Raw genomic sequence first — 14,889 nt, forward strand, 5'->3', positions numbered from 1 at the left:
CGATGACCGTCGTCCTTGACGGCGCCCACCTGACCTGCGAGCAGGTCGACCGGGCGGCCCGCGGCTCCGGGATCGCGCTGGGCTCCACCGGCCGTGCGGAGGCGGCATGGCGGATGGCCGGCCTGCTCAACGGGCCCGTGTACGGCCGGACCACCGGCGTGGGCGCCAACAAGGACGTGGAGGCCGAGGACACCGGCCTGGACCTGCTCCGCAGCCACGCGGGCGGCGCCGGACCCGTGGTCGAGGAGTCCCGCGCCCGCGCCGCCCTCGTGGTCCGCCTCAACCAGTTGCTCGCCGGCGGCTCGGGGGTCGACCCGGCCCTCCTGCCCGTCCTCGCCGACGCCGTCAACCGGGGCCTCACCCCGCCGATCCGCACCTACGGCGCCATCGGCACCGGCGACCTCACCGCGCTGGCCACCACCGCGCTCTGCCTCCTGGGCGAGCTTCCCTGGACCCCGCCCTCCGAGGACGTACGGAACGCCGACGCCGCGTCCCGGAAGCGGGCCGGGGATCCCGTACCCCGGTTCGCGCTCGCCCCGGGGGACGCGCTGCCGTTCATCAGCTCGGGCGCGGCGACCCTGGCGGACGCCGCGCTGGCCTGTCACCGCCTGGGGGTCCTGCTGTCCGCCGCCACGGCGGTCGCGGCCCGCTCCTTCCAGGCGGTCGAGGCCTCGCTCGAACCGCTCTCCCCCGTCGTGCAGCGCGGCCCCGAGCAGACCGGGGTCGCGGCCGGGCTGCGCGCCCTGGTCGGCTCCACCAGACCGCGCCGCGTCCAGGACCCGTACGGCTACCGGGCCTTCCCGCAGGTGCACGGGGCCGTCCTCGACGCTCTCGGCCGGGCGGAGCGGACGGTCGCCGAGGAGATGAACGCGGCCCCGGAGAACCCGCTGATCGCCGACGGCCGGGCCTGGCACAACGGCAACTTCCACTCGGCGCGGGTCGCGCTCGCCCTCGACGCCCTGCGGGCCGCGCTCGTGCAGACCGCGACGCTGAGCGCCGCCAGGCTCGCCACCCTGAACGACCCGGCCCACACGGGCCTGCTCCCCTTCCTCGCCGACCGGCCAGGACTGTCCGGGGTCATGATCCTCGAATACGTCGCGCACTCCGCCCTGGCCGAGCTGCGTCACCTGGCCGCCCCGGTCACCCTGGGCGGGGCCGTGCTCTCCCTGGGCACCGAGGACCACGCGAGCTTCACCCCGCAGGCGGCCCGCTCCGCGCTCGCCGCCGCCGAACCGCTGGAGATCGTCCTGGCGTGCGAGCTGGTGGCCTCCGTACGGGCCCTGCGGCGGCGCGGCCTGCCCTGCGACCTGCCGCTCGATCCCGCGACGCGGGACCGTCCCCTGGACGCCGACCTCGACGTGGCGCGCGGGCTCCTGCCCGGCCTCGCCCCCTGAGAGCCCTTCCGGATCGAGGTCAGCCCACCGAGCCGCGTTCGCGGAGCTGGGGGGACTGGACGATGCGGCGGCGGCGCGTGTTGCCGTCGGCGGCGGCCACGACGATGCGGACGGCGGCGCGGACGATGCCGTCGATGTCCCAGTCGACCGTGGTCAGGCCGGGGGTGAGCAGGCCCGACATGGGATGGTCGTCGTAGCCCATCACGGTCACCTCGAACGGGATGCCCAGCTTCCGCTCGGCCGAGGCCGCGTAGACGCCGTAGGCGATCGAGTCGGCGAAGCAGAAGAACGCCCGGTGGCCGGAGTCGAGCATCTCACCCGCGACCCGGGTGGCCGGTCCCAGCGACTGCGAGGCGGTGACCAGGTCGATGTCCAGGCCCAGCCGCCCGGCCTCGGCCATGACGTGCACGTCGGCGGGCCGGTCGGGGGTGCTGGCCCGGGTCGAGGTGAGGACGGCCAGGCGCCGGTGGCCCCGCTGGCGCAGGTGCTCCAGGGCGAGGGTCACCCCGGCCCGGTTGTCGAAGACGACCTCGCCCGCGGCGCGTGTCCCGGCCAGGGCGTCGCCGATCGACACCACCGGAAGCCCCTCGCACAGCTCGGCCCAGAGCGGCGCCGCCGGGTCGACCGGCTGCACGATCAGCGCGTCCACCCGCTGGTCGCGGAGCTGCCTGGCGAGCGTGTGCTCCCTGGCGGGGTCTCCCGCGGCGTCCAGGATGAGGGCGTAGCGGTCGTTGTCCTTGAGCGCGCGGCCGATGCCGACGGCCAGCGCCTGCTGCCAGAGGTCCTCCAGGGAGCCGCAGAGCAGGCCGATCATGCCGGTCCGGCCGCTGGCCAGGGCTCGGGCGATGGGGTCGGCCTCGTAGCCGAGCTCGGCCGCGACCCGGCGCACCCGCTCGATGGTCTCCTCCGACACCTGCATGCCGCGCAGGGCGTAGGAGACGGCCGCGGGCGACAGGCCGGTGGCCTTCGCCACCTCACGGATGGTCGCTCGTTTCCGGGGCTGCGGCATCGGACCAGCCTATTCCTCGGGGCCTCCGGGGGCGCGCTTCCCGGCACGATCGGAACATCGGCGGGTATTGACACAATGCGGGGTGAAGCGGTTCACTGAAACGGTTCACTGAACCGTGTCACTGTTGGATGTGGCAAGGTGAGGGCGTTTACCCCTATTCTAGGTAGGGAATACCTCGAAGACGTGAAAGGAGGAGATCCGTCGTGCCCGTCGACGTTCACCAGCATCTGTGGACGCCCGCGTTCGTGGAGGCGCTCAGGCGCCGCGCGACCGCGCCCCGGCTCGACGGCTGGACCCTCCACCTGGACGGCGAACCCGCCTACGAGGTCGACCCCGCCGACCACGACCTCGCCGGGCGCCTCGCGCTGAACGCGGACCTCGACCTGGCCCTCGTGTCGCTGTCCAGCCCGCTCGGCATCGAGTCACTGCCTCCCGGGGACGCCTGGCCGATCATCGACGCCTACCACGAGGACGCCCTCGCCCTGCCCGCGCCCTTCGGCGCCTGGGCGGCGACCTGCCTCAGCGAGATCGATCCCGCCAGGCTCGCCAAGACCTTCGACACGCGGGACGGCGGCGCACGGGACGCGCGGCCGGGGTTCGCCGGGCTCCAGCTGCCCGCGACCGCCGTGCGCGACGCCGCGGGCCTGGCCGGGGTCGCCCCTCTGCTCGACGTGCTCACCGAGCGCGACCTGCCGCTCTTCGTGCACCCCGGTCCCGCCACCGAGCCCGAGGGGCCCGGCTGGTGGCCCGCCGTCGTGCCGTACGTGCAGCAGATGCACGCCGCGTGGTACGCCTTCGCCGCCTTCGGGCGGTCCCGTCACCCCCGGCTGCGGGTCTGCTTCTCGCTGCTCGCCGGGCTGGCCCCGCTCCACTCCGAGCGCCTGGCCAACCGGGGCGGCGAGGGCCGGGGACAGGTCGACGCCGACATGTTCCTGGAGACCTCCTCCTACGGCCCCCGCGCCATCGACGCGATCGTCCGCGAACTCGGCGTCGACATCGTGGTGAGCGGCTCCGACCAGCCCTACGCCATCGCACCGGACCCCGCGCTCGGCGACGCCGCCTGGCACGCCATCGCGGTCACCAACCCACACCGCCTGCTGAACGGAAAGGAGTCGCGCAAGTGAACCAGTACCAGGGCCGCGAGAGCTGTGCTCTCCCGGCGAACGAAGCCGCGGGCACGCGGCGCGCACGAGTCGCCGGGCCCGCCGGTCACACCCGTCACGCCGAGCGAGTGGACAGCGCGGGCTCCGGGCCGTCCGGCGGTGAGACCTCATGAGCTACGAGGCCCTGCCCGCGCGCGCCCTCGACCGGCGCGAGCTCCTCGACCTGGTCAACGAGCTGGCCGCCGACCCGTCCCGGTGGGAGGGGCAGGTGGAGTTCCCCGAGGAGGGCGGGCGCCACTTCGCCTCCCTCTACCGCGACTCCCACGTGGACGTCTGGCTGCTGTGCTGGCGGCCCGAGGACGACACCGGCTGGCACGACCACGACACCTCCTCCGGGGCGGTCCGCGTGGTGGCTGGGACGCTCCTGGAGTGCAATCCCCGCATCGGCGGCGAGCACCTGGAGACCGTCATCTCGGAGGGCGAGTCCTTCTCCTTCGGCCCCGACCACATCCACCGGCTGACCGGCGCGGTGCACGGCAGCGTCTCGATCCACGCGTACTCGCCGCCGCTGTGGCGCCTGGGCCAGTACTCCATCAGCGACAGCGGCGTGATGCGCCGCGTCTCGGTCAGCTACGCCGACGAGCTGCGTCCCATGGACGACGCCGAGCAGATGGTCGAGGTCGCCTGAGCCTCCGGCCGCCGCACCTGTGAGCGGGTGCGGCGGCCCACACCCTGGTTGGCCCAGGGTGTCACCGGGGTTCTAGAAGAGGCGCGCCCTGACGGCGTTGGCCATGCCCGGGTCGTCGGCGAAGACGCCGTCGACGCCGAGGGAGTAGAGCTTCTCCAGCCAGCCCATCACGTTGCCGGTGGCGCGCGGGTAGACCGGGCTCGCCGGGTTCCCGAACCGGAAGTCCAGCGGGAGCTGCGAGTTCTCGTTCCTGATGGTCCAGGTGTGGACCTTCAGACCGGCCCGGTGGGCGTCCCGGATGAGCGGGGTGGGCTGCAGGAGGCGGCCGTCGGGGCCGACGGGCACGATCCTCTTGGTGTCGACGCCGACGCCGTCCGCGTAGCTCGCCACGTCACGGAGCCCCGCGGGGGTGACCATGCTGTCGTAGGTGCGCGGGTCTCCGGCGGCGACCCAGTCGTACGGGGCACCGGCGGCGTTGATCAGCTGGGCCAGCGGGAGCCTGGTCTTCTTGCTCAGCTCGCGCAGGTTGGCGGTCTCGAAGGACTGGATGAAGACCGGGTCCCGGCTCCCGCGCCAGCCGTGGCGGCCGAGCACGTCGAGCAGCGGCTCCTCCAGGGAGAGCCCGATGGAGTCGAAGTAGCTCGGGTGCTTGGTCTCGGGGTAGACGCCGACGCCGCTCCGCTTGGCGAGCGCGACGACCTCGTCGAAGGTCGGGATCTCCGCGAGGCCGTTGAAGGCGGTGTTGTCGGGACGCAGGTCGGGGATGCGCTCCTCGGCCCTGAGCGTCTTCAGCTCGGCGAGCGTGAAGTCCTCGGTGAACCAGCCGGTGATCGAGGTGCCGTCGATGGTCTTGGTCGTCCGGCGCCCCGCGAACTCGGGGTGGCTCTCGACGTCCGTGGTGCCGCCGATCTCGTTCTCGTGCCTGGCCACCAGCACGTGGTCCTTCGTCGAGACCAGGTCGGGCTCGATGTAGTCGGCGCCGAGCGCGATCGCGGTCTCGTACGAGAGCAGGGTGTGCTCGGGCCGGTGCGCGCTGGCGCCCCGGTGGCCGACGATGATGGGTTCGCGGCCGCGGGGCTCGGCGGTCGCGGGTTCGGGTTGTTGCAGCACAACGGCGACGGTACCGGTCGCGAGGACCGCCAGCGCCGCGGCCAGAAGCCTACGGATCATGTTCAGGACCGTAGGAGGCGCAGATGACCACTGGAACAACGACTCGCAAAGGAAACGGGTCGTGGAGACAGCGACTCATAAAGCGTCCGGGTCTCGACGGAGAACGGCGGATCTTGGAAGGCGCGCGTCAGGTCAGGGAGGGCGACTCCTCGACCGGGCGCGTCTCGACCGGGACGACGGCCTCGACCGGGCGTCCCGCCAGGAACCCGGCGCCCAGCTGCACGGCGCACACGCCGAGCCCGGCCAGCAGCGGCAGCGTCCAGCCGCCCGAGAACTGGTAGAGCACGCCGATCAGGAGCGGCCCGAGCGCGGCCAGCGTGTAACCGGCGGACTGGGCGACGGCCGACAACGCGGTCACCGAGACCGAGTCGGGCGCGCGGAGGGTGATGATGAGCAGGGCCAGCGCGATCGAGGCCCCCTGTCCCACCCCGAGGACGATCATCCAGAGCCACGGGAAGGCGGCGGGGGCGATCAGCACGCCGAGGTATCCGGTGATCGTGAGAACGGTCGCGGCGGTGACGTACGGCACCTGTGACCGGGCGCGTCCCGCGAGCACCGGGACGGTCAGCGTGGCCGCCACCTGGGCCAGGCTGGTCAGGCTGAGCATGTATCCGGCCTGGTCGGCGGGGAGTCCCGCGTCCTTGAAGATCGTCGGTATCCAGGCCAGCATGATGTAGAAGGTCAGCGACTGCACACCCATGTAGACGGTGACGTGCCAGGTCACCCGGCTGCGGAGCAGCAGCGCGAACGGCCTGGGCGCGACCTCGGGGCGGGCGGGGCGGCGCAGCGCCTGGGGCAACCAGAGCGCCGCCGCCGCGAGGGCCGGGATCGCGGTCATCGCGGTCACCTCGCGCCAGCCGAGCCCGGTGGCCCGCTCAAGCGGGACCACGGAACCGGACGCCACGGCGGCGCCCATCACCAGGCCGGAGACGTACATCGCGGTGAACGGCCCGACCCGGGTGGGGAAGTGCTGCTTGACAACGCCGGGCATCGCCACGTTCATCACGGCGATGGCCGTACCGGCGACGGCCGCGCCCGCGTAGAGCGCGGGGATGCTCCCCGTGCTGCGCAGCGCCACGCCCGCGGCCAGGATCAGCAGCCCGGCCATGAGCGTGCGGTCCAGGCCGAAGCGGCGGGCGAGCAGGGGGGTGAGCGGGCCCAGGACACCCAGGCAGACCACCATGACCGTGGTGATCGCCCCTCCCCCGGCGGCGCTCAGCCCGAGATCGTCCATGATCTCGTCCAGCACCGGGGAGATGCCCGCCAGCGCGGGCCGCAGGTTGAGGGCGGCTAGCACGAACCCGGCAATGAGCAACAACCGCGAAAAGCGCGACATCCTGACTCCCCGCTCGGACACTGCTCAACTGTCCCATAACCGGCCTTGTTAACCATCGGAGCAGTAGGCCACACTTCCGTACGCCCGCACCGCCCGGCACTCACCGGCCACGGGCCTCACCTCGCCCGGCACACACCGGTCACAGGTCTCGCCCCGCCCGGCACACGCCGGTCATCGGGTACCGGTACGGCCGGTGTCCGCCGAGGGCGGGTCTCGGCCCGTGGGTGTCCGGGGCGTGACCTGGACCTTTAACAGGGGGACGTGTCGGCTTTCGGAAGGGATACGACTTTCAGAAGGGATACGTCGCGATATTTCCTTGCATCGTCACCCAGCGTGTCTCGGTGAAAGCCTCGATGTTGGCCCGTCCCCCGCCGAAGCGCGAGCCGGTGCCCGACGCCCCGACCCCGCCGAACGGGGCCACCGCCTCGTCGTCCACCGTCTGGTCGTTGACATGCACGATCCCGGTGGGAACGAGGTCGGCCAGCGCCAGGCCCCGCATCACGTCGCGCGTCAGGATGCCCAGCGACAGGCCGTACTCGCTGTCGGACGCCAGCGCGGCGGCCTCCTCGACCGTGGAGAACGGCACGACGGGCGCCACCGGGCCGAACACCTCCTGGGTGTACGCCGGAGCGCGCGCGGGCAGGTCGGCCAGGACCGTGGGCCGGTAGAAGAGCCCCTCGTACGTGCCGCCCGCCGCCAGCCGCGCCCCGGCGTCGACGCTCGCGGTGACCAGGTCGTGGACCTTGTCCCGCTGACCGGCGTCGATCAGCGGGCCGAGCGCGACCTGCCCGCCCGCCGGGTCGCCGACCGGCAGGTGACCGGCCTTCTCCGCGAGCCGGGCCACGTACTCCTCCGCGATCGAGGAGTGCACCAGGTGGCGTCCGGTGGTCATGCAGATCTGCCCCTGGTGCAGGAACGAGCCCCACGCGCCCGCCGAGACCGCGAGGTCCAGGTCGGCGTCGTCCAGGACGATCAGCGCGCTGTTGCCGCCGAGTTCCAGGTGCGCCCGCTTGAGCAGCCGCCCGCACGCCTCGCCGACCGCGCGTCCCGCCGAGGTCGAGCCGGTGAAGGAGATCACCCGTACCAGCGGGTCGCCGACCAGCGCCTGCCCTGCCGCCACCCCTCCCGGCAGCACCTGGAGCAGGCCGGACGGCAGTCCCGCCTCCTCGAAGACGCGGGCGACGGCGACGCCCCCGGAGACGGCGGTGCGCTGGTCGGGCTTGAGGATCACCGCGTTCCCCAGGGCGAGCGCCGGGGCGACCGAGCGGATGGCGAGGACCAGCGGGAAGTTGAACGGCGAGATCACGCCGACCACCCCGGCGGGTACGCGCCGGGCCAGGCTGAGCCGCCGCTTGGCGGTCGGCAGGATCTCCCCCGGCGGCTGGGACGCCAGCGCGGCGGCCTCGTAACACTCCTGGGCGGCGACGTGCGTCTCCACGCCCGCCTTGGGACGAATCGACCCGGCCTCGCGGACCAGCCAGTCCTGGATCTCCTCCGCGTGCTCCTCGAACAGCCGCCCGGCCCGCCGCAGCACGGCCGCCCGCTCCTCGAACGAGGCCGCCGCCCACTCCCGCTGTGCCCGTACGGCGAGCACGGCCGCCGCCGCCACGTCCTCGACCCCGGCCACGCCGACCCGGCCGAGCTCCGCGCCGGTGGCGGGCTCGACCACGGGCGCGTCGCCCGCGCGCGAGGTGACCCAGCCGTTCCCGAAGACCTGCCCGGTCCACGTCTTGGCATCCATAAGCGGCATAGTGTCTCCTTTGTCATGGTCAGGATCACGGCTGGTCACGGCTCGTCGCCGCTGCTACGGCTGGTCACGGGTGTCGCGGCTGTTCAAGGCTGTCACGGCTGGTCGCCGCCGTTACGGATGGTCACGGCGGTCATGGCTGTCACGGCTGTCACGGCTGGAAGTCCGGGTCGGGGACGACCGCCACGTCGAGCAGCAGCGGTTCGCACCGCCCCGCGAGTCCCGGGACCACCTCGTCCAGCACGTCGGCCAGCTCGTAGTAGGCGTCCACCTGCCGCGCCGGGCACCCCAGCGACCTCGCCAGGGCCGCCATGCGGACCTCGGTGAACGGCGGCCAGGGCGCCTTGCCCGCGTCGGCCCGCTCCGCCAGCCGGTCCATGACCGCGTACCGGCCGTTGGCGAGCACCACGAACAGCGTTCCCACCCCGTAGTGCGCCGCGCTCCACAGCGCCTGGATCCCGTACAGGGCTGAGCCGTCGCCCACGACCGCCACCACCGGGCGGTCCGGCGCGGCCATCCGCAGGCCGACCGCGGCGGGCAGCGCGAAGCCGAGCCCGCCCATCGCGGCCGACAGGAAGCCCAGCGGGCGGCGGACGGGGAGCAGACGGTGCAGGTCAGGACGGGAGGACGGCGTCTCCTCGACGACCACGGTCTCGGGCGCGAGGCGCAGGGCCAGTTCGTGCAGGACGTGCGCGGCACGCAGCGGCTCGTCGCGTACGGGCGGGCTGGGCGGCTGGGCGCGCGGCGGCAGCGGCGGCACGGCGGTGGAGCGGGCGGGCAGCAGCGTGGCGAGGCGGGCGCAGACGACCGCGGGCGAGGCGAGCAGGGCCAGGTCGGCGGGGCTGCGGTGCGCCTCGGACGGGTCGTCGGTGACGACGGCCACGGCGGTACCCGGCGCGACCAGCGGGCCGGGCTCGTAGGAATACTGGCGGAACACCGGCGCCCCGGCGGTGAGGACCGCGTCGTGACCGGCCAGGACCTCCCGCAGCCGCGACCGGCCCGAGGGCAGGATCCCGGCGAACTGCGGGTGGTCCTGCGGGAACCCGGCGCGGGCGCCGAACGACTCCTGCCAGACCGGGCAGCGCAACCGCTCGGCGAGCGCGGTCAGCGCCCGCCACGCCTCGGCCGAGTCGGCCCCGGCGCCGACGACCAGTACGGGCGAGCGGGCCTCGGCCAGCAGGGCGACGAGGGGTTCCAGGTCGGCGTCGTCGACGGCGGTGGGCCGGATGACCCGCAGCGGCGCCGCGAGCATCCCCCCTCCCGCGTGACCGCCGACCCGCGGCGCCGCCACGGGCGTCCCACCTCCCGCGTGACCGGCAGCCTCCGCCGACGCCACGGGCGTCCCGCCTTCCCCATGACCGGTACCCCCCGACGACGTCGCGAGCGTCCCGTCTTCCCCATGACCGGTACCCCCCGACGACGTCGCGAGCGTCCCGTCTTCCCCATGACCGGTACCCCCCGACGGCGCCACGGGCGTCCCGTCTTCCCCATGACCTCTGGCCCGCGACGGCTCCGCAGGAGTTCCCTCTCCCGTGTGACCGGCGTCCGCGTCGTCCCCTGGCGGGAGGGTCCACTCCTCGAAGGGTTCGGACCAGTCGTCCATCGGGACCACGACCAGCGCGGGACCGCGCGAGGTGACCGCCTCGTGGCAGGCCCTGGCCACCGCCCCCGGTACGTCCTGGGCGCGGACCGGCTCGTCGACCCGGACCGGGTAGTCACCGGCGAGACCGCCGAGGCGCCCGGCCAGGAAGGGCTCCAGCGCGAGGTGCCTGCGGTCCTGCTGCCCGACCAGCACCACCAGGGGCGCCCGGTTCACCCTGGCGGTCGCGATCGCGCCGACCGCGTTGCCCAGTCCCGCCGTGGTGTGCAGCAGCGCCAGCGCGGGCCGTTCGCGCGCGATGGCCCAGCCGGTGGCCATGCCGACGACCGAACTCTCGTGCAGGGCGAGGACGAACTCCAGGTCGTCGGGGAACCCGGCCAGCAGCGAGACCCCGGTCGATCCGGGGTTGGCGAAGATCGTGGTCATGCCGGTGCGGCGGAGCACGTCGAAGGTCGCGTCCCTGACCGTCCGCGCCGACCGACCCCCCGCCGGGCTCACCGCTCACCCCGCGCCCGCCGGACCAGGTCCTCCGGCCTCTCCCCGAGCGACGGCTCGACGTTCTTGGGACGGCGCACGAGTCCTCCCGAGGGGAAGAAGTGAGGGGACGATGTTCGTTATGCGAACAATGATTCCCTGAACGAACGAGGCGTATCGCGGAAGTTACGCCGCCGATATCGGATGTGTCAAGGAACGCGGTCACCGCCACATTGACCATCCGGACGGCAAGTCAGTAGGTTCATTAAAAGAACTTTTGTTCGCACAACGAACACTTGTTGACACGGGCTCAGAAACCACGCATAGAGGGGCACGATGCTTCCTCGTACCACCCGGCAGAGGTCCCCGGCGACCGCGACACCCGACGACCATCCCGCGGACAGGAGTACCCGCTCGTGAACGACGTCTACATCCTCGACGCGGTCCGCACGCCCATCGGCCGGTACGGCGGGGCGCTGTCGGGCGTCCGCCCCGACGACCTGGCCGCGCACGTCGTCCGCGCGCTGGCCGACCGTGCCCCCGCCCTCGACCCCGCCGCGATCGAGGACGTGTTCTTCGGCGCGGCCAACGGCGCGGGCGAGGACAACCGGGACGTCGCGCGGATGGCCGTACTCCTGGCCGGGCTGCCGGTGACGGTGCCCGGCACGACCCTCAACCGGCTGTGCGGCTCCGGCCTGGAGGCGGCGATCGCCGCCTCCCGCGCGGTGGCCGTGGGCGACGCGTCCCTGGTGGTCGCCGGAGGTTCCGAGTCGATGAGCCGGGCGCCGTGGGTGATGCCCAAGCCCGCGCGGGGCTTCGACCGGGGAGAGCGGACCCTGCACGACACGGCCCTCGGCTGGCGCATGGTCAATCCCCGGATGCCCGCCGAGTGGACGGTCGCCCTGGGTGAGGGCGCCGAGATCCTCGCCGACCGCTACGACATCGGCCGCGAGGCCCAGGACCGGTTCGCGCTGCGCAGCCACCGGCGCGCGGCGGCGGCCTGGGAGCGCGGCGTCTTCGGCCGCGAGGTGGTCCCGCTCGACGCCCTCGGCCACGACGAGTCCGTCAGGGCCGACTCGACCGAGGAGTCCCTGTCCGCCCTGAAGCCGGTCTTCCGCCCCGGCGGCACCGTCACCGCGGGAAACGCCTCCCCCCTCAACGACGGCGCCGCCGCGCTGCTCGTCGGCGACGAGGCGGGGGCCGCCCGGTCCGGGCGAACCCCGCTCGCCAGGATCGTCTCCCGCGCGGTGATCGGCGTCGAGCCGCACCTGTTCGGCATCGGACCGGTCGACGCGGCCCGTACGGCCCTCAGCCGGGCGGGCATCGGCTGGTCCGACCTGAGCGTGGTCGAGCTCAACGAGGCGTTCGCCGCCCAGTCGCTGGCGTGCCTCGCCGAGTGGCCCGACCTCGACCCCGAGATCGTCAACGTCAACGGCGGCGCCATCGCCCTCGGCCACCCCCTGGGTTCCTCGGGGGCGCGTATCCTCGGCACCCTCGCCCACGAGCTGCACAGCCGGGGCGGCGGGTACGGCCTGGCCGCCATCTGCGTCGGCGTGGGCCAGGGACTCGCCGTCGTCCTTGAGGGAACCGGCTCCTGAGCGGCGTCCGAACCACCCGGAGGTGGACATGACCTCTCCCGCGACCGGCGGCCCGCCCTCCGACCCGCCCTCAAGGCCGTCCTCCAACCTGTCCTCAAACCCGCCCTCCGACCTGTCCTCAAGCCCGCCCTCCGGCCCGTCCCCACGCCCGTCCTCCGGCCTTTTCTCCGGGATGTTCGCCAGGGGCGGGGCCCCGGCGGAGGTGTCGGACGTCGCGTGGCTGGCCGCCATGCTCGACGTCGAGGCCGCGCTGGCCCGCGCGCAGGCCGGGATCGGCCTGGTCCCCGCCGAGGTGCCCGCCGCGCTGGCCGAAGCCTGCCGCCCCGGGCTCTACGACATCGCCGAGCTGGGCGAGAGGGCCGCGCGGACCGGCAACCCCGTCATCCCCCTCGTCGCCGCCCTGCGAGAACGGGTCGAACCCGGCCTGCGGAGGTTCGTCCACTACGGCGCCACCAGCCAGGACGTCAACGACACCGCCGCCATGCTGGTCGCCCGCCGCGCCCTGGCACCGATCCTGGCCGACCTGTCCGCCTGCTCAGACGCCTGCGCGCGGCTGGCGTCCGAGCACCGCGGCACCGTCATGGCCGGGCGCACCGTCCTGCAGCACGCCGTACCCATCACGTTCGGGCTGAAGGCGGCGGGCTGGCTGAGCGCGCTGGACCGCTCGCGGGCCGGGCTGGCGGAGGTGCCGCTGCCGGTCCAGTACGGCGGGGCGGCGGGCACCCTGTCGGTCCTCGGCGAGCGGGGCCACGAGGTGCCTCCGCTCCTCGCGGCCGGGCTGGGACTGGCCGAGCCGGTCGTCCCCTGGCACACCGACCGGACCCCGGTGGCCCGGCTCGCCTGCGCGCTCGGCACCGCCGCCGGGACGCTCGGCAAGCTGGCGAACGACGTGAAGCTGCTCGCCCAGACCGAGGTGGCGGAGGTCGCCGAGCCGGTGGGGCCCGGCCGGGGCACCTCCAGCGCGATGCCGCACAAGCGCAACCCGGTGGGCTCGATGTCCGTGCTCGCCTGCGTCCAGCGCGTCCCCGGGCTGGTCGCCTCGATCCTGGACGGCATGGTCCAGGAGCACGAGCGCGCGGCGGGCCCCTGGCAGGCCGAGTGGGAGACGCTGGGCGAGCTGCTCAGGCTCACCGGCAGCGCCGCGTCCTGGCTCCGCGAGGTGCTGGAGGGCCTGACCGTGGACACCGCCAGGATGCGCGCCAACCTCGGGGCGACCCGCGGGCTGCTCATGGCCGAGCAGGTCGTCGTACGGCTCGGAGGCACCCCGGAGGCCCGGCGGCTGGTGGACGCCGCCTGCGCCCGCGCCGTCGAGGAGGGCTCGGAGCTGCGGGAGGTCCTGCTCACCGATCCCGGCGTCTCCCTCACCGCCGAGGAGATCGACGCGGCCCTCGACCCGGCGGGCGCCCTCGGCTCCGCCGCCACCTTCGTCGACCGGGCGCTCGCCGCCCACGAGAACCTCACCGGAGCCGGAACATGAGCGAACAGAACACCGAGGACACGAGCGGGGAGCCCGAGGACGTGAACGAGAAGGCCGAAAAAACGAGCGGGAACACCGGAGGAGCGGGCCGTACGAGCACCTGGGAGGCCGGAGACGCGACGCGCCGGGCCGTGCTCGGCGACGAGCACGTGGACCGCGCCGTCGCGGGCACCACCCCGTTCACCGCGGACTTCCAGGAGTTCATCACCACGTACGCGTGGGGCGAGATCTGGACCCGTCCCGGCCTGGACCGGCGCACCCGCAGCTGTATCACGCTGGCCATGCTCGCCACCCTCGGGCACGAGAACGAGCTGGCCCTGCACGTGCGGGCGGCGCTCCGCGTCGGCCTGACCGAGGAGGAGATCAAGGAGGTGCTCCTGCAGACCGCGATCTACGCGGGCGTACCCGCCGCCAACCGGGCGTTCGCGGTGGCACGGGCGGCGCTAGAGTTCGACCGGAACGAGGAGGGCGGGGATGATCGAACCCGTTGACCGTGGCTCGGACCATGTGCAGTCGCTGGCACGCGGGCTCTCGGTGATCAAGGCGTTCAGCGCGACGAGCCCCGAGCTGACGCTCAGCGAGGTGGCCCGCGCGACCGGCCTGACCAGGGCCGCGGCCCGGCGGTTCCTGCTGACGCTCGTCGACCTCGGCTACGTCAGGACCGACGGGCGGTTGTTCGCGCTCTCCCCCCGCGTCCTGGACCTCGGGTACGCCTACCTGTCCAGTCTCTCGCTGCCGGAGGTGGCCGAGCCGCACCTGGAGCGCCTCGTCGCCGAGGTGCACGAGTCGGCGTCGGTGGCGGTGCTCGACGGTGAGGACGTCGTCTACGTGGCCCGGGTGGCGACCAGCAGGATCATGCGGGTGACCATCAGCATCGGCACCCGGTTCCCGGCCCACTGCACCTCGATGGGCAGGGCGCTGCTGGCCTGGCTGCCGCCCGGCGACCTCGACGCCTACCTCGCGAACGTCGAGCTCCACCGGTTCACGCCCAAGACGATCACCTCCCCCGCCGCCCTCGGGACCGAGCTCGACAGGGTCCGCGCCCAGGGCTGGGCGATGGTCGACCAGGAGCTGGAGGAGGGCCTTCGCTCGATCGCCGTCCCCGTCAGGGAACGCTCGGGGCGGGTGACCGCCGCGATCAACATCTCCTCCCACGCGAGCCGTACGACGCCGGAGTCCGCCCGCCGCAACCTGCTCCCGCCGCTGCTCGCCACCGCCGCGCGGGTGGAGGCCGACCTGCACGCGTCGGGGGTCAAGGGCAGCGCCCTGTCCCCCCGCTGACCGGGCCGCCGC

At 73.7% G+C, this 14,889-nt stretch carries 12 protein-coding genes; 7 read left to right on the top strand and 5 right to left on the bottom strand.

The annotated features are described in order from the left end of the window. Window positions 1–2: 2 nt before the first annotated feature. Window positions 3–1,394, top strand: a complete 1,392-nt coding sequence (locus ACW9TB_RS05970) for an aromatic amino acid lyase (protein ID WP_472746915.1) — start codon at window positions 3–5, stop codon at window positions 1,392–1,394. Window positions 1,395–1,413: 19 nt separating this feature from the next. Here the strand turns inward: ACW9TB_RS05970 and ACW9TB_RS05975 are convergent, their stop codons facing one another. Then, window positions 1,414–2,367, bottom strand: a complete 954-nt coding sequence (locus tag ACW9TB_RS05975; RefSeq protein WP_472746916.1) for a LacI family DNA-binding transcriptional regulator — start codon at window positions 2,365–2,367, stop codon at window positions 1,414–1,416. A 239-nt stretch (window positions 2,368–2,606) separates the two neighbouring features. Here ACW9TB_RS05975 and ACW9TB_RS05980 point away from each other — a divergent pair, with 239 nt between their 5' ends. Then, window positions 2,607–3,527 (top strand): amidohydrolase family protein, encoded by a 921-nt coding sequence (locus ACW9TB_RS05980; protein ID WP_472746917.1) that lies wholly within the window; start codon window positions 2,607–2,609, stop codon window positions 3,525–3,527. 148 nt (window positions 3,528–3,675) lie between these two features. Next, window positions 3,676–4,194, top strand: a complete 519-nt coding sequence (locus ACW9TB_RS05985; protein ID WP_472746918.1) for a cysteine dioxygenase — start codon at window positions 3,676–3,678, stop codon at window positions 4,192–4,194. A gap of 72 nt (window positions 4,195–4,266) precedes the next feature. Here ACW9TB_RS05985 and ACW9TB_RS05990 read toward each other — a convergent pair whose 3' ends face one another. The 4 genes from ACW9TB_RS05990 to ACW9TB_RS06005 form a co-directional block, all read right to left on the bottom strand. Next, entirely contained in the window at window positions 4,267–5,364 is a 1,098-nt protein-coding gene (locus ACW9TB_RS05990) for a glycerophosphodiester phosphodiesterase (RefSeq protein ID WP_472746919.1), read from the bottom strand. A 127-nt stretch (window positions 5,365–5,491) separates the two neighbouring features. Continuing rightward, a complete protein-coding gene (locus tag ACW9TB_RS05995; protein WP_472746920.1) occupies window positions 5,492–6,700 on the bottom strand; it encodes a CynX/NimT family MFS transporter in 1,209 nt (402 codons plus the stop codon). Window positions 6,701–6,989: 289 nt separating this feature from the next. Beyond that, window positions 6,990–8,450 (bottom strand): benzaldehyde dehydrogenase, encoded by a 1,461-nt coding sequence (locus ACW9TB_RS06000; protein WP_472746921.1) that lies wholly within the window; start codon window positions 8,448–8,450, stop codon window positions 6,990–6,992. A gap of 148 nt (window positions 8,451–8,598) precedes the next feature. Beyond that, a complete protein-coding gene (locus ACW9TB_RS06005; RefSeq protein ID WP_472747110.1) occupies window positions 8,599–10,473 on the bottom strand; it encodes a thiamine pyrophosphate-dependent enzyme in 1,875 nt (624 codons plus the stop codon). A 464-nt stretch (window positions 10,474–10,937) separates the two neighbouring features. On the opposite strand from ACW9TB_RS06005, the gene ACW9TB_RS06010 reads away from it, so the two are divergent. The 4 genes from ACW9TB_RS06010 to ACW9TB_RS06025 are packed head-to-tail and all read left to right on the top strand — an operon-like array spanning window position 10,938 to window position 14,877. Beyond that, window positions 10,938–12,119, top strand: a complete 1,182-nt coding sequence (locus ACW9TB_RS06010) for a thiolase family protein (RefSeq protein WP_472746922.1) — start codon at window positions 10,938–10,940, stop codon at window positions 12,117–12,119. Window positions 12,120–12,147: 28 nt separating this feature from the next. After that, window positions 12,148–13,596 (top strand): 3-carboxy-cis,cis-muconate cycloisomerase, encoded by a 1,449-nt coding sequence (pcaB, locus tag ACW9TB_RS06015; protein ID WP_472746923.1) that lies wholly within the window; start codon window positions 12,148–12,150, stop codon window positions 13,594–13,596. Further along, window positions 13,593–14,087, top strand: coding sequence for a 4-carboxymuconolactone decarboxylase (gene pcaC, locus ACW9TB_RS06020; protein WP_472746924.1), 495 nt, complete (start codon window positions 13,593–13,595; stop codon window positions 14,085–14,087). The genes pcaB and pcaC overlap by 4 nt, the downstream gene beginning before the upstream one ends. Next, window positions 14,071–14,877, top strand: a complete 807-nt coding sequence (locus ACW9TB_RS06025; RefSeq protein WP_472746925.1) for an IclR family transcriptional regulator — start codon at window positions 14,071–14,073, stop codon at window positions 14,875–14,877. The genes pcaC and ACW9TB_RS06025 overlap by 17 nt, the downstream gene beginning before the upstream one ends. The last annotated feature ends 12 nt before the right edge of the window (window positions 14,878–14,889 follow it).

Source organism: Streptosporangium sp. H13245, assembly GCF_055690525.1.

Coding starts and splice junctions, on each gene's coding strand:
- ACW9TB_RS05970 (WP_472746915.1), top strand. CDS start 3: ATGACCGTCGTCCTTGACGGCGCCCACCTGACCTGCGAGCAGGTCGAC.
- ACW9TB_RS05985 (WP_472746918.1), top strand. CDS start 3,676: ATGAGCTACGAGGCCCTGCCCGCGCGCGCCCTCGACCGGCGCGAGCTC.
- ACW9TB_RS05990 (WP_472746919.1), bottom strand. CDS start 5,364: ATGATCCGTAGGCTTCTGGCCGCGGCGCTGGCGGTCCTCGCGACCGGT.
- ACW9TB_RS05995 (WP_472746920.1), bottom strand. CDS start 6,700: ATGTCGCGCTTTTCGCGGTTGTTGCTCATTGCCGGGTTCGTGCTAGCC.
- ACW9TB_RS06000 (WP_472746921.1), bottom strand. CDS start 8,450: ATGCCGCTTATGGATGCCAAGACGTGGACCGGGCAGGTCTTCGGGAAC.
- ACW9TB_RS06005 (WP_472747110.1), bottom strand. CDS start 10,473: ATGACCACGATCTTCGCCAACCCCGGATCGACCGGGGTCTCGCTGCTG.
- pcaB (WP_472746923.1), top strand. CDS start 12,148: ATGACCTCTCCCGCGACCGGCGGCCCGCCCTCCGACCCGCCCTCAAGG.
- pcaC (WP_472746924.1), top strand. CDS start 13,593: ATGAGCGAACAGAACACCGAGGACACGAGCGGGGAGCCCGAGGACGTG.
- ACW9TB_RS06025 (WP_472746925.1), top strand. CDS start 14,071: ATGATCGAACCCGTTGACCGTGGCTCGGACCATGTGCAGTCGCTGGCA.